Annotated in this window: 19 protein-coding genes; 8 read left to right on the top strand and 11 right to left on the bottom strand. The window is 70.1% G+C overall.

Features of this window, described 5'->3' with window-relative positions; all coding sequences use genetic code 11:
• Positions 1-75: 75 nt before the first annotated feature.
• Together ACZ60E_RS37010 and ACZ60E_RS37015 are read right to left on the bottom strand one after the other, a co-directional pair.
• A complete protein-coding gene (locus ACZ60E_RS37010) occupies positions 76-885 on the bottom strand; it encodes a DNA-formamidopyrimidine glycosylase family protein (protein WP_469446283.1) in 810 nt (269 codons plus the stop codon).
• Between the two features lie 156 nt (positions 886-1,041).
• Entirely contained in the window at positions 1,042-6,024 is a 4,983-nt protein-coding gene (locus ACZ60E_RS37015) for an ATP-dependent helicase (RefSeq protein WP_469446285.1), read from the bottom strand.
• 313 nt (positions 6,025-6,337) lie between these two features.
• Between ACZ60E_RS37015 and ACZ60E_RS37020 the strand changes: the two genes are divergently transcribed.
• From ACZ60E_RS37020 to ACZ60E_RS37030, 3 genes are read left to right on the top strand one after another with little or no spacing between them, the layout of a single operon-like run.
• A complete protein-coding gene (locus tag ACZ60E_RS37020; RefSeq protein ID WP_469446287.1) occupies positions 6,338-7,237 on the top strand; it encodes an AraC family transcriptional regulator in 900 nt (299 codons plus the stop codon).
• A gap of 35 nt (positions 7,238-7,272) precedes the next feature.
• On the top strand, positions 7,273-8,004 hold the full coding sequence (locus tag ACZ60E_RS37025; RefSeq protein ID WP_469446289.1) for an AzlC family ABC transporter permease: 732 nt from the start codon (positions 7,273-7,275) through the stop codon (positions 8,002-8,004).
• Entirely contained in the window at positions 8,001-8,309 is a 309-nt protein-coding gene (locus ACZ60E_RS37030; protein ID WP_469446291.1) for an AzlD domain-containing protein, read from the top strand. Before ACZ60E_RS37025 ends, ACZ60E_RS37030 begins: the two co-directional genes overlap by 4 nt.
• Before the next feature lie 30 nt (positions 8,310-8,339).
• On the opposite strand, the gene ACZ60E_RS37035 is transcribed toward ACZ60E_RS37030, so the two are convergent.
• Complete coding sequence (locus ACZ60E_RS37035) at positions 8,340-9,284, bottom strand: hypothetical protein (protein ID WP_469446293.1); 945 nt, start codon at positions 9,282-9,284, stop codon at positions 8,340-8,342.
• Between the two features lie 80 nt (positions 9,285-9,364).
• Between ACZ60E_RS37035 and ACZ60E_RS37040 the strand changes: the two genes are divergently transcribed.
• From ACZ60E_RS37040 to recX, 4 genes are all read left to right on the top strand, one after another.
• Positions 9,365-9,559, top strand: coding sequence for a DUF3046 domain-containing protein (locus ACZ60E_RS37040; RefSeq protein WP_384798774.1), 195 nt, complete (start codon positions 9,365-9,367; stop codon positions 9,557-9,559).
• 61 nt (positions 9,560-9,620) lie between these two features.
• The gene (locus ACZ60E_RS37045; RefSeq protein ID WP_469446295.1) at positions 9,621-10,901 is read left to right on the top strand and encodes an AI-2E family transporter; all 1,281 of its coding nucleotides are present in this window, start codon (positions 9,621-9,623) and stop codon (positions 10,899-10,901) included.
• A gap of 271 nt (positions 10,902-11,172) precedes the next feature.
• Positions 11,173-12,303, top strand: a complete 1,131-nt coding sequence (recA, locus tag ACZ60E_RS37050; RefSeq protein WP_384798768.1) for a recombinase RecA — start codon at positions 11,173-11,175, stop codon at positions 12,301-12,303.
• Between the two features lie 3 nt (positions 12,304-12,306).
• Positions 12,307-13,302 carry a recombination regulator RecX gene (gene recX / locus ACZ60E_RS37055; RefSeq protein ID WP_469446297.1) on the top strand — a complete coding sequence of 332 codons (996 nt, stop codon included), beginning with the start codon at positions 12,307-12,309 and terminating at the stop codon, positions 13,300-13,302.
• A 170-nt stretch (positions 13,303-13,472) separates the two neighbouring features.
• On the opposite strand, the gene ACZ60E_RS37060 is transcribed toward recX, so the two are convergent.
• The 8 genes from ACZ60E_RS37060 to ACZ60E_RS37095 form a co-directional block, all read right to left on the bottom strand.
• Positions 13,473-13,907, bottom strand: a complete 435-nt coding sequence (locus tag ACZ60E_RS37060) for a rhodanese-like domain-containing protein (protein ID WP_469446299.1) — start codon at positions 13,905-13,907, stop codon at positions 13,473-13,475.
• 14 nt (positions 13,908-13,921) lie between these two features.
• Positions 13,922-14,473: a cupin domain-containing protein gene (locus ACZ60E_RS37065; protein ID WP_453792553.1), complete on the bottom strand. Its 552-nt coding sequence runs from the start codon at positions 14,471-14,473 to the stop codon at positions 13,922-13,924.
• 81 nt (positions 14,474-14,554) lie between these two features.
• Positions 14,555-14,641, bottom strand: coding sequence for a putative leader peptide (locus ACZ60E_RS37070; protein WP_313960178.1), 87 nt, complete (start codon positions 14,639-14,641; stop codon positions 14,555-14,557).
• A gap of 89 nt (positions 14,642-14,730) precedes the next feature.
• Positions 14,731-16,326 (bottom strand): FAD-dependent monooxygenase, encoded by a 1,596-nt coding sequence (locus tag ACZ60E_RS37075; protein ID WP_469446301.1) that lies wholly within the window; start codon positions 16,324-16,326, stop codon positions 14,731-14,733.
• Between the two features lie 203 nt (positions 16,327-16,529).
• Positions 16,530-17,423, bottom strand: coding sequence for an amino acid ABC transporter permease (locus ACZ60E_RS37080; RefSeq protein WP_384798753.1), 894 nt, complete (start codon positions 17,421-17,423; stop codon positions 16,530-16,532).
• Positions 17,420-18,085, bottom strand: coding sequence for an amino acid ABC transporter permease (locus tag ACZ60E_RS37085; protein WP_384798750.1), 666 nt, complete (start codon positions 18,083-18,085; stop codon positions 17,420-17,422). Before ACZ60E_RS37085 ends, ACZ60E_RS37080 begins: the two co-directional genes overlap by 4 nt.
• 88 nt (positions 18,086-18,173) lie before the next feature.
• Positions 18,174-19,019 carry a glutamate ABC transporter substrate-binding protein gene (locus ACZ60E_RS37090; protein ID WP_384798747.1) on the bottom strand — a complete coding sequence of 282 codons (846 nt, stop codon included), beginning with the start codon at positions 19,017-19,019 and terminating at the stop codon, positions 18,174-18,176.
• Positions 19,020-19,077: 58 nt separating this feature from the next.
• Positions 19,078-19,854 (bottom strand): amino acid ABC transporter ATP-binding protein, encoded by a 777-nt coding sequence (locus tag ACZ60E_RS37095; RefSeq protein WP_384798744.1) that lies wholly within the window; start codon positions 19,852-19,854, stop codon positions 19,078-19,080.
• 302 nt (positions 19,855-20,156) lie between these two features.
• Between ACZ60E_RS37095 and ACZ60E_RS37100 the strand changes: the two genes are divergently transcribed.
• Positions 20,157-20,843: a response regulator transcription factor gene (locus ACZ60E_RS37100; protein ID WP_384798741.1), complete on the top strand. Its 687-nt coding sequence runs from the start codon at positions 20,157-20,159 to the stop codon at positions 20,841-20,843.
• Positions 20,844-20,850 lie beyond the last annotated feature (7 nt).

The raw sequence follows: 20,850 nt of genomic DNA on the forward strand, positions 1-20,850 counted from the left end.
TCTCACCTGGCGAGGCGAGGCGGAGCGGGGCAGGGTGGGGCGGGCCTGGCGGGGCGTTGGGAACTGTGTACGACCTCACCGTTGGCCGGGCTGCGGGTGCGGGCCCGGCTGGCACGACGGGCACCAGTACGTGGGTCGATCGCGGGAGCCGTCGCCCTGGTTCGCCACGCGGATCCGGGTGCCGCAGCGCAGACAGGGGCGGCCCACGCGGCCGTAGACGAACAGGGTCTGGTCGCTGCGGCCGGTGGTGACGCGGGTGGGGCGCTCGCGGTTGTACTCCAGGAGCTTCTTGGCGACCGTCGGCAGGTGGGCGGCGTACTCGGTGGGGAGCGCGCCGACGGGGAGCCAGGGGGTGACGCGGAGCAGGAAGCAGATCTCGCTCTTGAAGACGTTGCCGACGCCCGCGAGATTGCGCTGGTCCAGGAGGGCTTCGCCGAGGGCGCGGTCGGGGTCGCCGAGGAGGTTCGCCAAGGCCTTGTCGGGATCCCAGTCGGGGCCCAGGAGGTCGGGGCCGAGATGGCCGACCGCGCGGTCCTCGTCGGCGGTGTGGAGCAGTTCCAGGACGGGGAGCCGGTAGCCGACGGCCGTGCGTTCCTCGGTGCCGAGAATCGCGCGGATCTGGTGAGCGGGGCCGCCGCGCCAGCGCTCGCCGGGGGCGTAGATCTTCCAGGAACCGTCCATGCGCAGGTGCGAGTGGAGGGTGAGGCCGCCTTCGACGCGGGTGAGCAGGTGCTTCCCGCGCGGGACGACGCTCAGGACCGTGCGTCCGGTGAGGTCGGTCAGGGCGTACTTGGGGACCCGGAGATCGGAAACGGTCAGCACGTGGCCCGCGAGGGCGTTGTGCAGGCGCCGGGTGGCCTGCCAGACGGTGTCTCCTTCGGGCATGGGATCCAGGGTGGCATGGGGTGGGTGGGGGTGTCGGGTGCGTGGTGCTTGGTACGTGCTGCGTGGCGGGCGGCCGTCTGGGGGTGGGTTGGCCGTCCCGATGGGGACGGGCCGGGGATGGGCTGGGCGGGTGGGGTGTCCGGGTGGTGGGTGGTTCTAAGCGCGTAGGCGCAGGCCTCGTGGGGTCGCGTGGAAACCTGCTCCCTCCAGGAGGGTGCCGAACTCCGACGTCAGCGCGGAGGCGCCGTTGACCCGCTCCACGGTGACCGTGCCGAGGGAACCCGCGCCGGCGGACGCGGCGAGTGCTTCGGCGGCCGTGCGCAGACGGGCGTCGTGCAGGGTCGCCTCGTCCGGGGCTGCGGGCCAGGCCAGAAGTGTCTTGCCGCCTCGCTCCATGTAGAGAGTCAGCTCGCCGTCCACCAGGACGACCAGGGAGCCTGCTTTGCGGCCTGGCTTGTGGCCGGCGCCGGTCGGGGGCTCGGGCCATGGGAGGGCCGCGCCGTAGGCGTTGGCGGGGTCGGCGGCGGCCAGCACGATGGCGCGGTTCGTGCTGCTCGCACGGGTGCGGGAGGAGGGGCCTCCGGGGAACGCCTGCGGGGCCGAACGGGGGGAGTCGGCGTAGGGAGACGCGTAGCCTCGCCCGGCGCCGGGTGCTGACGCACCGGGTGGAGTGGACCTGGGTGCCGAGGAGCCTGGGCGGGAGCCTGAGGGGCGTTCGGAGCCGCCGTTCAAGGAGTACGGGTCGTTGGCCGCGGACACGTCGGTGGACAGGAAGTCCAGGTTGCCGTCGAAGGGGTCCGGGTGCCCGGCGGAGCCGTCGAAGGGGTTCGGGGTGGGCGCGCCGGAGTGGTTCAGCGCCGGAGCACCCGGGAAAGCGGGCTCCGGCAGTGACTCGCCCCGCTCGCGTGCCGTGGCCGCCGCACGCAGCCGGTCCACCGCGCCGTCCATGGCGAACTGCGCCGCCCCCAGCCCCTCCACCACATAGCCCCGGCGCGCTTGGCCGCTCTCCTCGAAGACCGACAGGACGCGGTAGACGGCGGAGAAGCCGCCTTCCACTCCCTCCGCGGCGACCGCGCCCCGGGTGACCACACCGTGCCGGTCCAGCAGGGTGCGGGCCAGCGCGTGGGCGCGCACGGTGGCATCGGGCTCCAGGTCGGGCAGCAGCGACCAGCGGCCCGCCACGGTCGGCGGACCCGTACGAGAAGTGGGACGTGCGGCGGCCGTCAGGCTTCCGTACCTCCCTCGGGGCATCGTGCGCTTCGCGCGGTGCGCGGTGGAGCCCGCGGTGCGGCCCGAACCCAGCAGGGAGCGCATCGGGCCGAGCGTGTCGTTCGTCAGGCGGCCCGACCACGCCAGGTCCCAGACCGCGTCCGCCAGCTGGGGATCGGTGGCCCCCGGGTGCGTGGTGGCCCGGACCTGGTCGGTGATCTGGCGGAAGAAGAGGCCGTAACCGCCGGAGAGGGCGTTCAGGACCGACTCGTGGAGTGCTGTCAGCTCCAGGGGATGCGGGGCGGGGAGGAGGAGCGGTGCCGCGTCCGACAGATACAGGGAGACCCAGCCGTCCTTGCCCGCCAGTGCGCCGGCGCCGGCCCAGACCACCTCCCCCGCGGCCGTCAGCTCGTCGAGCATCGCGGGGGCGTAGTGCGAGACGCGGGACGGCAGGACCAGCTTCTCCAGCGCGGACGCCGGTACCGAGGCGCCTTGCAACTGCTCCACCGCACGTACGAGTCCGTCGAGGCCGCGCAGGCCGTGCCCGCTGCCCAGGTGCTGCCACTGCGGCAGGAACTGCGCCAGTGCGGCGGGCGGCACCGGCTCCAGCTCGTGGCGCAGCGCGGCGAGCGAACGGCGCCGCAGTCTGCGCAGCACCGCCGCGTCACACCACTCCTGGCCGATCCCCGCCGGATGGAACTCGCCCTGTACGACCCGGCCGCTCCCCGCTAGCCGCTGCAGGACCCCCTCGGTGACCGCGACACCGAGACCGAAGCGTGCCGCTGCCGCCGTCGAGGTGAAGGGGCCGTGCGTGCGCGCGTACCGGGCGAGGAGATCGCCGAGTGGGTCCTTGACGGGCTCGGTGAAGGCCTCGGGGACTCCGACGGGCAGCGCGGTGCCGAGCGCGTCGCGCAGCCGGCCCGCGTCCTCGATCGTCGCCCAGTGGTCCGCCCCGGCGATCCTCACCTGGATGACGCGGCGGGCCGCGGCCAGGTCACGGGCCCACTGCGGATCCGCTCCGCGCTCGGACAGCTCGGTCCCGGTCATCGGGCCGAGCATCCGCAGCCGGTCCGCGACGCCCTCGGCGTCCTTGATCCGGCGGTCCTCGGTCAGCCACTGCAGCTCGCGCTCCAGCTCCGTCAGGACGTCCGCGTCCAGGAGCTCGCGCAGCTCCGCCTGGCCGAGCAGCTCGGCGAGCAGACGTGAGTCCAGCGACAGGGCCGCCGCGCGCCGCTCGGCCAGGGGCGAGTCGCCCTCGTACAGGAACTGGGCGACGTAACCGAACAGCAGGGAGCGGGCGAACGGGGACGGCTCCGGGGTCGTGACCTCGACGAGCCTGACCTTGCGGGACTCCAGGTCGCCCATCAGCTCGACGAGGCCCGGAACGTCGAAGACGTCCTGGAGGCATTCGCGGACTGCTTCCAGGACGATCGGGAAGGACCCGAACTCGCTGGCCACCTGGAGCAGTTGGGCGGCGCGCTGGCGCTGCTGCCACAGGGGGGTGCGCTTGCCCGGGCTGCGGCGCGGCAGCAGCAGGGCGCGGGCCGCGCACTCACGGAAGCGGGAGGCGAACAGGGCCGAGCCGCCGACCTGGTCCGTGACGATCTGGTTGACCTCGCCCTTGTCGAACGCGATGTCCGCCGCGCCCACGGGGGCCTGCTCGGCGTCGTACTCCGAGCCCAGCTTCACGGGCTCCTGGTCCAGTAGGTCCAGGCTCATCAGGTCGGCGTCCGGGAGGCGCAGCACGATGCCGTCGTCGGCGTGCATGACCTGGGCGTCCATGCCGTACCGCTCGGAGAGACGGGCGCCGAGCGCGAGCGCCCAGGGTGCGTGTACCTGTGCGCCGAAGGGGGAGTGCACGACGACCCGCCAGTCGCCCAGCTCGTCGCGGAACCGCTCGACGACGATGGTGCGGTCGTCCGGGATGTGGCCGCAGGCCTCCCGCTGTTCGGCCAGGTAGGAGAGGACGTTGTCCGCGGCCCAGGCGTCCAGGCCCGCGGTGAGGAGCCGCAGCCGGGCGTCGTCCTTGGGCATCGAGCCGACCTCGCGGAGAAACGCGCCCAGCGCGCGGCCCAGTTCGAGCGGGCGTCCGAGCTGGTCGCCCTTCCAGAACGGGAGCCTGCCCGGTACACCTGGCGCGGGGGAGACCAGGACGCGGTCGCGGGTGATGTCCTCGATGCGCCAGGAACTGGTGCCCAGGGTGAAGACATCGCCGACCCGGGACTCGTAGACCATCTCCTCGTCCAGTTCGCCCACCCGGCCGCCGCCCTTCTTCGGGTCGGAGCCGGCGAGGAACACTCCGAAGAGGCCGCGGTCCGGGATCGTGCCTCCGGAGGTGACGGCCAGGCGCTGGGCGCCGGGGCGGCCTGTGACCGTGCCGGCTACTCGGTCCCACACGACGCGGGGGCGCAGTTCCGCGAAGGCGTCCGACGGGTAGCGGCCCGCGAGCATGTCCAGGACCGCCGTGAATGCCGACTCGGGGAGCGAGGCGAACGGTGCCGCCCTGCGGACCGTGGCGAGGATGTCGTCGTACTGCCAGGTGTCGAGCGCCGTCATCGCGACGATCTGCTGGGCCAGTACGTCGAGGGGGTTCGCCGGCACGCGGAGGGACTCGATGGAGCCGGTGCGCATGCGTTCGGTGACCACTGCGGCCTGTACGAGGTCGCCCCGGTATTTGGGGAAGACCACGCCTGTGGAGACCGCGCCTACCTGGTGGCCTGCGCGGCCCACGCGCTGGAGGCCCGATGCCACTGAGGGCGGGGACTCCACTTGGATGACCAGGTCCACCGCTCCCATGTCGATGCCCAGCTCAAGGCTGGAGGTGGCCACCACCGCGGGGAGGCGGCCCGCCTTGAGGTCCTCCTCGACCAGGGCGCGCTGTTCCTTGGAGACCGAGCCGTGGTGGGCGCGGGCGATGACCTGCGGGGCGCCTTGGGAGGCGCCTGAGCCGCCCATGAGTTCGGCGGGGGAGTGGTGCTCCTCCAGGGGTTCGCCCGTCGCCCTCTCGTACGCGATCTCGTTCAGCCGGTTGCAGAGGCGCTCCGCGAGGCGGCGGGAGTTCGCGAAGACGATCGTCGAGCGGTGGGACTGGACCAGGTCGGCGATCTTTTCCTCTACGTGCGGCCAGATGGAGGGTTTCTCGGCGCCTTCGTTGGAGTCGGCCACGGGGGAGCCGCCCAGCTCGCCCAGGTCCTCTACGGGCACGACCACGGAGAGGTCGAATTCCTTGCCTGAAGGGGGTTGGACGATCTCCACCTTGCGGTGCGGGGAGAGGTAGCGGGCGACCTCGTCCACCGGGCGGACCGTGGCGGACAGGCCGATCCGGCGGGCCGGCTTCGGCAGTAGTTCGTCCAGCCGCTCCAGGGTCAGGGCCAGGTGGGCGCCGCGCTTGGTGCCCGCGACTGCGTGCACCTCGTCCAGGATCACTGTCTCGATGCCTGTCAGCGCCTCGCGCGTGGCCGATGTGAGCATCAAAAACAGTGACTCGGGAGTCGTGATCAGGATGTCCGGGGGGCGGGTGGCCAGTGTGCGTCGCTCGGCGGGTGGGGTGTCGCCGGAGCGGATGCCGACCTTCACCTCGGGCTCCGGCTGGCCCAGGCGGACGGCTTCTTGGCGGATGCCGGTCAGGGGGCTGCGGAGGTTGCGTTCTACGTCCACCGCCAGGGCTTTGAGTGGAGAGACGTAGAGGACTCGGCAGCGCTTCTTGGGGTCGGCGGGGGGTGGGGTCGAGGCCAGCTGGTCCAGGGCCGCGAGGAATGCGGCCAGGGTCTTGCCTGAGCCGGTCGGGGCCACCACCAGCACGTCCGAGCCCTCACCGATGGCCTTCCACGCGCCGGCCTGGGCGTCGGTGGGCGCGGAGAAGGCCCCCGTGAACCAGGCGCGGGTCGCGGGGGAGAAGCCGTCCAGGGCTCGGTGTGCGTGGCTGACCATGCGTCCATCCTGCACCCGGGCACTGACAATGGGGCTGACCTGCGGCGGAGGGGTGTGCTTGCTGTGGGTCGTGGGTGCGTTTGCCTGTTCGGTGGGGCGGGGCCGGTCCGGGGGTATCCGTCCTCGGTCTGGCGCGAGGTTGGGCGTTTTAGAAGTGCTGCGGTTGTGCGCCAGCCGCTGCGGGCGGATACCCCCGGACCGGCCCCGCCGGCCGTCGGGCGTCTGCGGGCAGACAGCCGGGCGGCAGAGGCAGGGGCTGGCGGGGGTGGTGGGGGCTGTGCGGCTTGGTGGGGTGTTGGGGGAGGATGGGGGTATGGCGGGTGTGGGGCGGGAGCTGGCTCGGCACTGGCAGTACGCGGAGTTGCCCGGTGTCGATCTGCTGCGTGCTCGGTATGTTCGGAAGACCTTTGTGCGGCATACGCATGAGAACTTCGTCATCGCCGCCATCTCGGACGGGGTGGAGGTCTTCCATCACGGTGGGGCCGATCAGTACGCCGGGGCCGGGGCTCTCGCGCTGGTCAATCCCGATACCCCGCACACGGGGCGTGCCGGTGTTCCCGAGGGGTGGCGGTACGGGGCTGTCTATCCGTCGCCCGAGCTGGTGGCGGAGATCGCCGCCGAGACCACCGTTCTTCGTGGTGCGCCCGGTTTCATGAATCCGGTCGTCGATGATCCGTACACCGTGGGGCTGGTGCATCAGGTGTTGCGTGCCGCCGACGAGGGTAATGCGCTGGCCGCCGACACGTTGTTGCGGGTGGCCGTGACTCGGCTGTTGCGGGTCAACGGGGGAACGCTGCCGCAGCGGGTGCCGCGGACCGCGGGGGCCCGGGTGGCCGCACGCGCGCGTGCGGTTCTCGAAGAGCGGATCGTGCGGCCACCCACGCTGGAACGGCTCGCCGGGGATCTGGGGACCAGTTCCTTCGCGTTGCTGCGCGCCTTTCGTGACGCCTACGGCATGCCGCCCCATGCGTGGCTCACCGATGTTCGCGTGCGGCGCGCGCGTCGGCTTCTGGACGCGGGGATCGTGCCTGCCGAGGTGGCGCTGACCGTGGGTTTCACCGATCAGTCGCACCTCAGTCGGCATTTCACCCGGATCGTGGGCGTGCCGCCGGGGGCCTATCAGCGCGAGCGCAAGAACGTACAAGATTCGTGGGAGGGGGCCCGTCTACCGTCCCAGGCGTGGCAGAAGAAACAGCAGTTTCCGCGGACGTAGCAGTCGGAAGAGATGGGAGAGGCACGAGGGCGGATGTGCCTGGTGGCGGCGGTGGGAAGGCTGATGCCGCCGTCGTGCGGGATGCGCTCGGGGTCGGGGTGGCCGTCGGGCTTTCCGGGTTCGCCTTCGGGGTGACCTCGGCGGGCAGTGGGCTCACCGTCCTGCAGACCTGTGCTCTCAGTCTTCTGGTGTTCACCGGTGCCTCGCAGTTCGCCCTCGTGGGGGCGCTGGCCGGCGGGGGCAATCCGTTCGCTGCCGCGGCGGGCGCGTTCTTCCTCGGGGTACGCAACGCCTTCTACGGACTGCGGCTGTCGCAGTTGCTGGCCCTCCCGCGCGCGGTGCGGCCGTTCGCCGCCCAGTGGGTCATCGACGAGACCACGGCCGTGGCCCTCGCCCAGCCCACGCGGCGCAGCGTGCGGATCGGGTTCACCGTCACCGGGCTGTCCCTCTACGTGCTGTGGAACCTCACCACACTGCTGGGCGCGCTGGGCGCCGAAGCCATTGGCGATACTGATGCCTGGGGTCTCGACGCGGCGGGGCCGGCCGTTTTTCTGGCGCTGCTCGCGCCTATGGTCAGGACGGCTTTGGAGCGTGTTGTCGCGGGCTGTGCGGTCGTTCTGGGGCTTGGGCTGCTGCCCGTACTGCCTGCCGGAGTTCCCGTGCTGGTGGCTGCGCTGGCCGCCCCGGTGGCCCTTTGGGTCCATGGGCGCCGTGGGGCGCGTACGGACTCCCCTGGTGGGCGTGAACGGGCGGGGGAGAAGCGTTGAGCGTCTGGATCGCCATCTGTGCGACCGCTGTCGGTTGTTATGCGGCGAAGCTCATCGGGCTCATGATTCCCGCGGGGGCTCTGGAGCGGCCGCTCGTCCAGCGGCTGGCCGCGCTGTTGCCCGTCGCCCTGCTGGCCGCCCTGACCGCACAGCAGACCTTCGCCGATGGCCGTCTCCTTGTGCTGGACGCGAGGGCCGCGGGGCTTGCCGCGGCCGCCGTGGCGCTGTTGCTGCGTGCTCCCTTCCTGGTGGTCGTCGCTGCGGCTGTGCTGGTCACGGCAGGGGTGCGGGCCATGACTGGTTGAGGGGGCGATGTGGGCGGGCTGGAGGGAGCGTCAGCTGATGGGGAGGCCGTATGCCCTCAGGGTGCGCAGTGCCTCGATCGTGACCATGGGGCGGGCCTCCAGGGCCGTGCCCGGAGCCCATTGGCGCCAGCGGATCGGCCAGCCGCCGTCCTCCTGTTGCTGCGTTCTCAGGAAGCCCAGGGAACGGGTCATCTCCTCGTCGGTGAACCACGCGCGCGCGAGGGAGCCCGGCGTCTTCGCGTAGTCGTGCGGCAGGTGGTGTTCCCCGGGCGCATAACCGGGGGCTACTGGGAACGCGTCGGGGTGCTCCGGGGCCAGCACCGCGAGTCGTTGTTCGCGCACCAGACGGCCGAGCCGGTCGGCAGCCGCCTCCGCGCGCGGACGGTCGGGGGCGTGGTCCAGGAAGGCCACGGCGGCCTCGACCTCGTACGGATGTGTCTTCTCCAGGGACTCCACCGCCTGCCAGCAGAAGTCGGTGGCCCGGAACAGCCAGGCGTGCCACACCTCGTTGCGGTGCAGCAGGCCCACCACGGGGCCGGTGGCGAGCAGTTCGCTGGGTGGGTCGTCCACGATCGGGACGAAGGGGGCCGCCGGATAGCCCCGCTGGCTGGGGCGGATCGCCGGAAGTGCGCCGTCCTGCGTCGACACGGAGGTCAGATAACGGCACACGCGTTCCACCCGCTGTCCGCCGCAGCGCCCGATCGAGTCCAGGACGCGCAGCGCGTGCCCGACGTGCAGGGGCTGGCTGACCGGGCCGCGCAGATCGGGTTCCAGCGCGTGGCCGTACCCGTCGTCCTCGTTGCGGTAGGCGGACAGCGCGGTCTCGACCGCGTCCGCGCCGCCGCCCAGGAAGTGGTACGCGAAACGCCGCTGCTCCAGCACGCGCGCGGTGAGCCAGACGAAATGCTCGGCGCGCGCGACGGGAGTGTGCGCCGGGGGCGTCGGGGGGAGTGGGGATGCTCCTGTTTCGGCCATGGGTCAGACCGTAGGACGGAAAGCGTTCTCGGCAAGCGGTCCCGGCTCGGGCCCACCCTCAGGGGCGGGATAATGGATTCATGCGGTTGACGGTCTTCTGGGAGCGGATGTCGGATCACTTCGGTACGGAGTACGCCGACACCTTCGCGCGCGATCATGTGATGTCGGAACTCGGCGGGCGTACGGTGCAGCAGGCGCTGGACGCGGGCTGGGAGGCGAAGGACGTGTGGCGCGCGGTGTGTACTGCGGTGAACGTTCCCCACGAATCGCGCTGAGCGATCACGAAGATCCGGGGGAGTGGGGTCGATTGCCTGTGGCGTGGGCGAGACTTGGCCCGTGGCATCGACAGATGAGACCGCGCAGGTCGGACAGCACGCATCACCGCTCGGCACGACACCTCCCAGGCCCCCGGCCGGAGGCGCGGCCGAGGGGGGCGGTCGCATGCCGCGCTGGTTGCCGCGGGCCATGGTGCTCGCCCTTGCCCTCATCGCCTGTTTCCAGCTGGGCAGTTGGGCTTTTCACCAGCTGACCGGGCTGCTGATCAACATCCTGATCGCGTTCTTCCTGGCCCTCGCCATAGAGCCCGCGGTGAGCTGGATGTCCTCGTTCGGCATGCGCAGAGGGCTGGCCACCGGCCTCGTGTTCCTCGTCACGATGATCGTGAGCGCGGGCTTCATCACGCTGCTCGGCTCGATGCTCGCCGGGCAGATCATCGACATCGTCGAGGACTTCCCGAAGTACGTCGACTCGGTGATCAGCTGGATCAACACCACCTTCCACACCGAGCTCAGCCGCGTCGACATCCAGGACAGCCTGCTCCGCTCCGCCTGGCTCCAGAAGTACGTGCAGAACAGCGCCACCGGCGTCCTGGACGTGTCCGCACAGGTGCTGGGCGGCCTCTTCCAGCTGCTGACGATCACCCTGTTCGCGTTCTACTTCGCCGCCGACGGCCCGCGGCTGCGGCGCGCGCTGTGCTCGGTACTGCCTCCGTCCCGGCAGGCGGAGGTCCTGCGCGCGTGGGAGATCGCCGTCAACAAGACCGGCGGGTACCTCTACTCGCGCGGCCTGATGGCGCTCATCTCCGGGCTGGCGCACTACGTCCTGCTGGAGTTCCTCGGCGTGGACTACGCGCCGGTGCTCGCCGTGTGGGTGGGACTGGTCTCGCAGTTCATCCCCACGATCGGTACGTATCTCGCGGGCGCCCTGCCGATGCTGATCGCCTTCACGGTCAACCCCTGGTACGCGCTGTGGGTGCTGGTCTTCGTCGTGGTCTACCAGCAGTTCGAGAACTACGTGCTGCAGCCCAAGCTCACCGCGAAGACCGTGGACATCCACCCTGCCGTCGCCTTCGGATCCGTCATCGCGGGCACCGCCCTGCTCGGAGCCGTCGGCGCACTGATCGCCATCCCCGCCGTCGCCACCCTGCAGGCCTTCCTCGGGGCGTACGTGAAGCGGTACGCCGTCACGGACGACCCGCGGGTGCACGGGCGCCGCGAACGGGGCTCGGGAACCCTCCTGAAGCGCGTACGGCAGCTGCTGCGCGGAGGCTCCCGGGGGAGCGGAGGCTCCGAGGGGTCGCCGCAGAGTGATGGCGACGGGCCCCGCGCCTCTTCCTGAGGTCGTTCCGGGCCGCCCGCACGGTCCCGGAACGGTCCGGCGGCACGGCCGCGACACACCCCCGCCCCGGTGCTGGATGCGCTTGACATCAAAATCGAACATCCATTCTTATGGAAGCTCTGGCGAAGCCCGGAACGGGATGCGGGCGGGGATTTCATGCGGAAGTGCCCAAGTTATCCACAGGCTGGACGGGCGTCGGGGCGGATTGTCAGTGGCAGGCGTTAGCGTCTTTGACGTGAAGCGATCGACACAAGCAAATCGGGTGGAACCCATGGCAGGAACCGACCGCGAGAAGGCGCTCGACGCCGCGCTCGCACAAATTGAACGGCAATTCGGCAAGGGCGCGGTGATGCGCCTCGGCGAGCGGCCGAACGAGCCCATCGAGGTCATCCCCACCGGCTCGACGGCCCTCGACGTCGCACTCGGCGTCGGCGGCCTGCCGCGTGGCCGAGTGGTGGAGGTGTACGGCCCGGAGTCCTCCGGAAAGACGACCCTGACCCTGCACGCCGTGGCGAACGCGCAGAAGGCCGGCGGCCAGGTGGCCTTCGTGGACGCGGAGCACGCCCTCGACCCCGAGTACGCGAAAAAGCTCGGCGTCGACATCGAGAACCTGATCCTGTCGCAGCCGGACAACGGCGAGCAGGCTCTGGAGATCGTGGACATGCTGATCCGCTCCGGCGCGCTCGACCTCATCGTCATCGACTCCGTCGCGGCCCTCGTGCCGCGCGCGGAGATCGAGGGCGAGATGGGCGACTCGCACGTGGGTCTGCAGGCCCGTCTGATGAGCCAGGCCCTGCGGAAGATCACCAGCGCGCTCAACCAGTCGAAGACCACCGCGATCTTCATCAACCAGCTCCGCGAGAAGATCGGCGTGATGTTCGGCTCGCCGGAGACCACGACCGGTGGCCGGGCGCTGAAGTTCTACGCCTCGGTGCGCCTCGACATCCGTCGTATCGAGACCCTGAAGGACGGCACCGACGCGGTCGGCAACCGCACCCGCGTCAAGGTCGTCAAGAACAAGGTCGCACCGCCCTTCAAGCAGGCCGAGTTCGACATCCTCTACGGGCAGGGCATCAGCCGCGAGGGCGGCCTGATCGACATGGGCGTGGAGAACGGCTTCGTCCGCAAGGCCGGCGCCTGGTACACGTACGAGGGCGACCAGCTCGGCCAGGGCAAGGAGAACGCGCGCAACTTCCTGAAGGACAACCCCGACCTCGCCAACGAGATCGAGAAGAAGATCCTGGAGAAGCTGGGCGTCGGTGTGAAGGCGGAGAAGGACAAGCCCGCTGCCGAGCCGGGCGCGGACGCGGCGGCGCCGGTCGCGGCAGGTGAGGGCGCGAAGACCGTTCCCGCTCCCGCGGCCAAGACCGTCAAGCCCAAGGCCGCGGCGGCCAAGAGCTAGTCCGTGACACGACGAACGGACTGGGCCGAGTACGTCTACCCCGTCGCCCCTCAAGGGCAGGGCCACGGGGGAGACTTCGGGTCTGCCGACAGGGGTGGCGCGGACGAGGGCGGCAGCGTGCACGAGGACGGTGGACCGTACGGCGGGGACGAGCCGTTCGGTCCCGGTGCCTCGGGATCGGGCATGAACGGGGGATACGGCGAGCGCGGGGGAGGCCGCCGGTCCGCAGGCGGTTGGCGAGGCGGCGGTGGTCCGTCGCGCGGTGACGGTTCACGGGAAGGCGGCGGTCCGTCGGGTGCCGGCTCGGACCGCGGCACCGGTGGCCGGCCGTACGAGGACAAGGGTGGGGACGGAGGAGAACGGGACGAGGGCGCTCCCGGGCGTGGAGGCCGTGCTCGGCGGGGGCGCGGCCGGCGCAGCGGCTTCGGGGAGTCGTCCGGCGACGCACAGGACGGAGGCGCCCCTTCCTCGTCGAGGGCCGAGAAGGCGGAGCAGCCGAAGGACCCGGCTGAGCAGGCGCGGGCGATCTGTCTGCGTCTGCTCACCGGGACCGCGCGCACGCGGAAGCAGCTGGCGGACGCGTTGCGCAAGCGCGAGATCCCGGACGACGTGGCGGACGAGGTGCTGTCACGCTTCGAAGAGGTCGGGCTGATCAACGACGGCGCCTTCGCGGATGCCTGGGTGGAGTCCCGCCATCACGGCCGGGGTCTTGCCCGGCGGGCACTCGCCCAGGAGCTGCGGACCAAGGGCGTGGACCCCACGCTGATCGACGAGGCGGTCGGACAGCTCGACTCCGACCAGGAGGAGACGACCGCACGCGCACTCGTGGAGCGCAAGCTGCGTTCCACGCGCGGTCTCGACCGCGACAAGCGCATACGGCGCCTCGCGGGCATGCTCGCCCGCAAGGGCTACTCCCAGGGCACCGCCCTGCGTGTGGTCCGCCAGGCGCTTGAGGAAGAGGGCGAGGACACGGAGTTCCTCGGCGACGAGGAGTTCTGAGGGAGCCGAAAGGCTTCAACGGGGGATTAACGGGGGGGATTTAGGTCCCTGAGATTCCGGAGCAGGGTCCGGGCACGGTGGACGCGCGGGGGCGCCCATCGCGCTCGGGCCCGGGTTCGCAGCGGTGGGGCGGGCTACGGGTGGCGGCCGCAGGCCGAGGCCGGCGGCTCTCAAGCCGTGGCCGTGGCCCCAGCTGTCTCCACCGGCAGTCCCGCCGTTCGCCAAGCCTGGAAGCCTCCCACCAGGTCCGTGGCCCGGTGCAGTCCCAGCTGACGCAGGGAGACGGCCGCGAGGCTCGACGCGTAGCCCTCGTTGCAGACGATCACGACGCGCAGATCGTGGCTCGTGGCCTCGGGGGCGCGATGGCTGCCCTGCGGGTCGAGCCGCCACTCCAGTTCGTTGCGCTCGACGACGAGCGCGCCGGGGATCAGCCCGTCGCGCTCACGCAGTGCCGCGTACCGGATGTCGACGAGCAGGGCGTCCCCCGCCTGTGCTGCGTCGTGGGCGGCCTCCGCCTCGACCCGGTCCAGGTCCGTACGGACCCGTTCCAGCAACTCGTCGATCCCCACGGGGTGTTCGGCCGACACGGAAGGTGTGGATGCCACGGGGCGTTCGTTCGTCACTGCCAGTCCTCGGGGCGCTCGACCTGCTCCAGGCGCAGGACCTGGCCGACACGGCTGTAGCGGCTGATGCGGGGGAGCGGCGGGTAGTACGCGTGCACGGAGACGGCGTGCTCCTCGGTGGACTCGTTGAGCACCTCGTGCACATGGTGCTGGCCGAACGAGCGGCCCTTGCCGGCCGTCAGCCGGCGCTCACGGTCGATTCCCTCGTTGAGTTCGAGGGTCTTCCAGCCGTCGGTGGGCAGCCGTGCGACGAGCGAGTTCTCCTTGAGTTCGCCGGACGCGGTGAGGAAAGCGCCCACCGACTCGGCGTGGTCGTGCCAGCCGGTGCCCGTACCGGGCGGCCAGCCGATGAGCCAGGCCTCGCTGCCGCCGGGACCTTCGAGGCGTACCCACGTACGGCCCTCGGGATCGAGCGGCAGGGAGGCGATCAGTTCGGCGTCGGCGGCCGTGCGCCGTACGAAGTCCAGGAGCTCGGCCTGGGTGGGAGTACGGGCCTCGGTGGAGGCGGTGGAACCGGCGGAAGCGGGAACAGAGGGTGACACAGACACGGGTACCGTCCTGACGAGCGTTCGCGTGGGTGCGCGCGGCAGCCGATGGGCCTCACGCGCGAGATTGCAGAGGATGCGAATTCAGCAGGACGGGCGACACACGCAGCCCGCATAGCGGACGAGGTCCATATGGACCCTCCGCCACAGGCGCACACAGGTGTCGGTCACGATCCGGAGTACACCATGACGGTGCGGGCCGGTCAACTCAGTGTCATTGGTTGGACAGCGGCCCTCTTCACAGGGGCAACAAGCCCCTCTCAGGACTTGCCCGCGGGCGCCTCCGCCGTGTTCCGGGGGCCACCCAGTGCCGCCTCCGCGGCCTCGTACAGATCGGCGGGGCGCACCCCGCCGAACGCCGTGACCAGGTGTCCGTCCGGGCGGATCAGCAGCACGGTGTGCGCCGCCGCGCCCGGGTAGCTCTCGGCGACCAGCAGCTCGGCCCGGTGCGGCAGCGCGGTCACGGCGGCGGCGAGCCGCGGCATGATCCCGGCCGTCACCCAGTGCTTGCGGTCCCACACCACGGTCCCCGGCGCGATCAGCAGCACGAGCAGCGCGCCCCGGCCGAGCCGGTCCCGCAGGGCCACGGACGAACCGTCCTCGGCCGTCACCTGCACGTCGGTGATCGAGGCACCTGGCGCCGTGTCGACCTCGACCGCGGACTCGGCGTACGGAGGTGCGAGCGGTGAATCGGCGTACGCCCCCGGCGTGCCCAGTGGACCGCGCCCCAGGTGTCCGTCCGTGAGGAGCGCGTCATGGCCGCGGGCCGCCCCGGGCACCGCGGAACGCAGTCCTCCGCCCCGCAGCAGCGGCAGTGCCTGGTCGGCGGCGCGCAGGCGCGCGGCGACGATCGCGCGCCGCTCCACCTGGTAGCTGTCGAGCAGTGCCTCGTGCGGACCGTGGTGCCAGGCGAGGGCCAGCTTCCACGCGAGGTTGTCGGCGTCCCGCAGCCCCTCGTCGAGGCCCTGGGTGCCGAGTGCGCCGAGCAGATGCGCCGAGTCCCCGGCGAGGAAGACCCGGCCGGCCCGCCAGCGCCGCGCAAGCCGGTGGTGGACCGTGTGGACCCCGGTGTCGAGCAGCTCGTACGGCGGGGTGGTGCCCCCGCACCAGCCCGCGAGGGTCTCCCGGACGCGTGCCACCAGCAGGTCCGGTGTGACCAGGTCCTTGCCCGGCGGCAGCAGCCAGTCCATGCGCCACACGTCGTCGGCGAGGGGGCGCGCGATGACCTCGGATACGGGAGGACCCGAGCTGCGCCACGGTGGCGTGCGGTGCAGCAACGCTTCGCCGGGCCAAGGGAGTTCCGTACGCAGTGCGGCGACGGCGTGGCGTTCCACGGCCGTACGTCCCGGGAAGCGGATGTCCTGAAGCTTGCGTACCGTCGAGCGAGGTCCGTCGCAGCCGACGAGGTAGCTGCCGCGCCACCAGGTCCCCTTGGGGCCCCGGGTGTGCGCGGTGACGCCGGCGGCTTCCTGCTCAAGGGAGTCGAGACGGCTCTCCACGGAGACCCTGACCAGGCGTTCGGTCCCGATCGCCTCGCGCAGGGCGGCGGTCAGCACGTGCTGGGGCAGGTGCAGCAGCGCGGGATCGTCCTCGCCGAACGTGATCTCCCGCATCACCTGCTTGCGCCGCATCGACCGCCATCCGGCCCAACGGAAGCCCGTTTCGGCGACGGGGAAGCCCGTCAGGCGCCCGATCAGCGCGGCCGTGTCCTCGCGCAGGACAGCCGTGCGCGCGAGCCGCTGTTCGTCTTTGCCGGGGCCCTCGTCCAGGACGACCGAGGGGACTTCCTGACGCGCCAGCGCCAGTGCGAGCGTGAGTCCTACGGGCCCCGCTCCGACGATGATCACCGGGTCCACGGCGCGGTGCCCCCTGCCCGGAGCGGCGTACTGAGTGTCCTACCGGGACTTGCAGGTGGAGCGGGGTACACGATCACAGAACGTATGCAACCTATTGCCGGTGCTTGCGTCAAGTGACGGAGGCAGTGGCGACGACGCCACTGCCTCCGGTTGCTCACATCTCGTCAGTTCTACGCCGGACGTGCCCTGTTAGCAGGACTTGCCTACTTCTGGCCGTCCACGTGTTCACCCGGCGTGCTGAGCTCCTCCACCGCGTCCGCGGTGACGACCGCGCCGGTGGACTTCTTCGCCTGGCGCAGCCGGCGTTCCAGCCAGCTCGCGAAGCTCGTGAGTGAGAAGTTGATCGCGATGAAGATCAACGCCACGACCGTGAAGCTGGCCAGGGTGTTGGCGCCGTAGTACGCGCTCATCGGGCTGACAGAGGCCATCAGCTCGGAGAAGGTGAGGACCGCGCCGCCGAGTGCGGTGTCCTTCACGATCACCACGAGCTGGCTGACGATCGCCGGCAGCATCGCCGTGACCGCCTGCGGCAGCAGGATGAACCGCATGGTCTGGTTCTTGCGCAGGCCGATGGCCGACGCGGCCTCAGCCTGTCCCCTGGGCAGCGAGAGGATGCCCGCCCGGACGATCTCGGCGAGGACGGAGGCGTTGTACAGCACCAGACCCGTGACGACCGCGTACAGCGGACGGTCGTCCGTGCTGACGTTCGTGTACTCGGAGAACAGCGCCAGACCGAAGATCATCAGGACCAGCACCGGGATGGAGCGGAAGAACTCCACCACCACACCGGCCGGGACCCGCACCCATACATGGTCGGACAGCCGCGCGATACCGAGGACCGCTCCGAGCGGCAGGGCGATGATCATGGCGAGCGCCGCGGCCTTCAGGGTGTTCTGCAGCCCCGGCCAGAGGTAGGTGCTCCAGGCCTCTCCGTGGAAGAAGGGCTTCCACAGATCCCACGCGAGCTGGCCCTTCTCGTCCAGCACGCCGTACATCCACCACAGCACCGCGGCGAGGACGGCGACGAACACCACCGAGATGACGAGGTTCCGCCGCTTGGCTTTGGGGCCCTGCGCGTCATAGAGGACCGAGCTCATCGTTTCACCGCCACCTTCTTGCTCACCCAGCCGAGGATCAGACCGGTCGGCAGTGTCAGACACACGAATCCGAACGCGAAGACCGCGGAGATCAGGACGAGTTGAGCCTCGTTCTCGATCATCTCCTTCATCAGCAGCGCCGCCTCGGCGACGCCGATCGCGGCGGCCACCGTGGTGTTCTTCGTCAACGCGATCAGGACGTTCGCCAGCGGACCGACGACCGAACGGAACGCCTGCGGCAGCACGATCAGACTGATCACCTGCGTGAAGTTCAGACCGAGGGCACGTGCGGCCTCGGCCTGGCCCACGGGCACCGTGTTGATGCCGGACCGCAGCGCCTCACACACGAACGCCGAGGTGTAGAGGATCAGACCGAGCACCGCGAGCCGGAAGTTGGTGGTGTCGATCTCGTTCGAGCCGAGGGTGGCGCCGAACGTCTGATTAAGACCCAAGGACGCGAACAGGATGATTACCGTAAGCGGAATGTTCCGCACGACATTGACATAGGCGGTACCGAAACCGCGCATCAGAGGCACCGGGCCGACCCGCATGGCGGCCAGCAGAGTTCCCCAGATCAGGGAGCCGACGGCGGACAGAACGGTCAGCTGCACCGTCGTCCAGAAGGCTTCCCACAGGTTGTAACCTTCAAGAAAATCGAACACGATCTCCCGTGCTTCCGCGTGTGGGGAGGGCCCTCCTGACGGGTGCGCCGCCCCACGAGGACGACGCACCGGTCAGGTCGGATCCGCTTTACTTGACGACGTTGCCGATCTTCGGGGCGGGCTCGTTCTTGTAGCCGGCCGGGCCGAAGTTGGCCTCGACGGCCTTGTCCCACGACTTGTCGGAGACCATCTTCTCCAGGGCGCTGTCGATCTTCGCCTTGAGGTCACTGCCCTTCTTCACGCCGATGCCGTAGTTCTCGTTGGTCATCTTGAAGCCGCCGAGCTTGAACTTGCCCTTGAAGTTCGACTGCGAGGCGTAACCCGCGAGGATCGAGTCGTCCGTGGTCAGCGCGTCGATGGCGCCGCTCTGCAGACCGGTCAGACACGCGGAGTACGTCGGGTACTGCTGCAGCTGGGCCTTCGGGGCGAGCTTGTCCTTGACGTTCTGCGCCGAGGTCGAGCCGGTGACCGAACACAGCTTCTTGCTGTTGAGGTCCTCCGGCGACTTGATGTCCTTGTCGTCGGCGCGGACCAGCACGTCCTGGTGGGCGAGGAGGTACGGGCCGGCGAAGTCGACCTTCGCGGCGCGCTCGTCGTTGATCGAGTAGGAGGCGGCGATGAAGTCGACGTCACCACGCTGGAGCATGGTCTCGCGGTCGGCGCTCTTCGCTTCCTTCCACTGGATCTGGTCCTCGCTGTAGCCGAGCTGCTTGGCCACGTACGTCGCGACATCCACGTCGAAGCCCGTGTAGCCGTCCGGCGTCTTCTGGCCGATGCCGGGCTGGTCGAACTTGATGCCGACGGTGATCTTCTTGTTGCCACCCCCGGAGGAGGAGCTGCTGCTGTCGTCCTTGTCGTCGGAACCGCACGCGGTGGCGGCGACAGCGAGTGCGAGGACGGCGGCCGAGGCGGCGGTGACCCTGCGGAGCTTCATGGTGAACATCCTTTGAGTGGTGAAGAAGTGCGATCCGGCGTGCGGGTGCCGTAGGTCGTCAGTGGTGCAGGATCTTCGACAGAAAGTCCTTCGCCCGGTCGCTGCGCGGGTTGCTGAAGAACTGGTCCGGCACAGCCTCTTCGACGATGCGTCCGTCCGCCATGAAGACGACGCGGTTGGCCGCCGAACGGGCGAATCCCATCTCGTGGGTGACTACGACCATCGTCATTCCGTCACGCGCGAGCTGCTGCATGACTTCCAGGACCTCGTTGATCATCTCTGGGTCGAGAGCCGACGTCGGCTCGTCGAAGAGCATGACCTTGGGGCCCATCGCCAGCGCCCGGGCGATCGCGACACGCTGCTGCTGCCCGCCGGAGAGCTGCGCTGGGTACTTGTCCGCCTGGGCGGACACACCCACCCGGTCGAGCAGACCGCGGGCCTTCTCCTCGGCGTCCTTCTTGTCCGCCTTACGAACCTTGATCTGGCCCAGCATCACGTTTTCGAGCACTGTCTTGTGCGCGAACAGATTGAACGACTGGAAGACCATGCCGACGTCTGCACGCAGGCGGGCGAGTGCCTTGCCCTCCTCGGGCAGGGGCTTTCCGTCGATCGTGATCGATCCCGACTCGATCGACTCCAGGCGATTGATCGCGCGACACAGGGTGGACTTTCCGGACCCGGAGGGTCCGATGACCACGACAACCTCACCGCGGGCGATGGTCAGATCGATGTCCTGAAGTACGTGCAACGCACCGAAATGCTTGTTCACGTTCTTCAGTACGACCAGATCATCGGTCGCGGGCAGGGCGTCCTTGGTCACCGATACTTCGGTCATCGGCCTCTAGCTCCGTCCTCCTCGGTTGCGGAGGACAGTAGTAACGCCGCACGATCAGCGTCATTACATCTGAGGGGAAATTGAGCATAACGATCCGGCGGCGAACGGACACTCTTCGTGAAGGCCGCTTCGGGCGCGTACCGGCTGCGTAACGGATGCGGGCCGCGCCCCGAACATGCTTGACGCCGTCCGCGTCCATCGGCCTGACTGCCAGGGGACACGCGCGCGTGGCCGTCACCGACCACCGAGAACGCATGTCTATCCACAGTGAACGTACGAACGATGAACTGAAGGGGGCCGTAATGAGACTGCTCCTCGTCGAGGACGACAACCACGTAGCAGCCGCTCTGTCCGCGGTCCTCGCCCGCCACGGCTTCGCCGTCACCCACGCCCGCAGCGGCGAGGAGGCCCTCCAGGCCCTCGTCCCGGAGGGCAACGGCTTCGGAGTGGTGCTCCTCGACCTCGGCCTGCCCGACCAGGACGGATACGAGGTCTGCGGCAAGATCCGCAAGCGGACCAGCACGCCCGTCATCATGGTCACCGCGCGCGCGGACGTACGCTCCCGGATCCACGGGCTCAACCTCGGTGCCGACGACTACGTGGTGAAGCCCTACGACACCGGGGAACTCCTCGCCCGTATCCACGCCGTCGCCCGGCGCACCGTCCCCGACGACGCGGCGACCCCCGGCGACGACGCGCTGCACCTCGGACCCGTACGCATCGAGCTGCCCACCCGGCAGGTCAGCGTCGACGGTTCGGTCGTCCAACTGACCCGCAAGGAGTTCGACCTGCTGGCACTTCTCGCCCAGCGGCCCGGAGTGGTGTTCCGGAGGGAGCAGATCATCAGCGAGGTCTGGCGCACCAGCTGGGAGGGGACCGGCCGCACCCTGGAGGTGCATGTCGCGTCACTGCGTTCCAAGCTGCGCATGCCGGCCCTGATCGAGACCGTGCGCGGCGTCGGCTACCGGCTCGTCGCGCCCGCCGCGTAGCGGGTCC

The organism is Streptomyces sp. NPDC102514, assembly GCF_055584525.1.

Excerpts from the sequence above, each read along its gene's own strand:
- ACZ60E_RS37090 (WP_384798747.1), bottom strand. The coding sequence starts at position 19,019 with ATGAAGCTCCGCAGGGTCACCGCCGCCTCGGCCGCCGTCCTCGCACTC.
- ACZ60E_RS37015 (WP_469446285.1), bottom strand. The coding sequence starts at position 6,024 with ATGGTCAGCCACGCACACCGAGCCCTGGACGGCTTCTCCCCCGCGACC.
- ACZ60E_RS37035 (WP_469446293.1), bottom strand. The coding sequence starts at position 9,284 with ATGGCCGAAACAGGAGCATCCCCACTCCCCCCGACGCCCCCGGCGCAC.
- ACZ60E_RS37010 (WP_469446283.1), bottom strand. The coding sequence starts at position 885 with ATGCCCGAAGGAGACACCGTCTGGCAGGCCACCCGGCGCCTGCACAAC.
- ACZ60E_RS37020 (WP_469446287.1), top strand. The coding sequence starts at position 6,338 with ATGGCGGGTGTGGGGCGGGAGCTGGCTCGGCACTGGCAGTACGCGGAG.
- ACZ60E_RS37095 (WP_384798744.1), bottom strand. The coding sequence starts at position 19,854 with ATGACCGAAGTATCGGTGACCAAGGACGCCCTGCCCGCGACCGATGAT.
- ACZ60E_RS37040 (WP_384798774.1), top strand. The coding sequence starts at position 9,365 with ATGCGGTTGACGGTCTTCTGGGAGCGGATGTCGGATCACTTCGGTACG.
- ACZ60E_RS37080 (WP_384798753.1), bottom strand. The coding sequence starts at position 17,423 with ATGAGCTCGGTCCTCTATGACGCGCAGGGCCCCAAAGCCAAGCGGCGG.
- ACZ60E_RS37100 (WP_384798741.1), top strand. The coding sequence starts at position 20,157 with ATGAGACTGCTCCTCGTCGAGGACGACAACCACGTAGCAGCCGCTCTG.
- recA (WP_384798768.1), top strand. The coding sequence starts at position 11,173 with ATGGCAGGAACCGACCGCGAGAAGGCGCTCGACGCCGCGCTCGCACAA.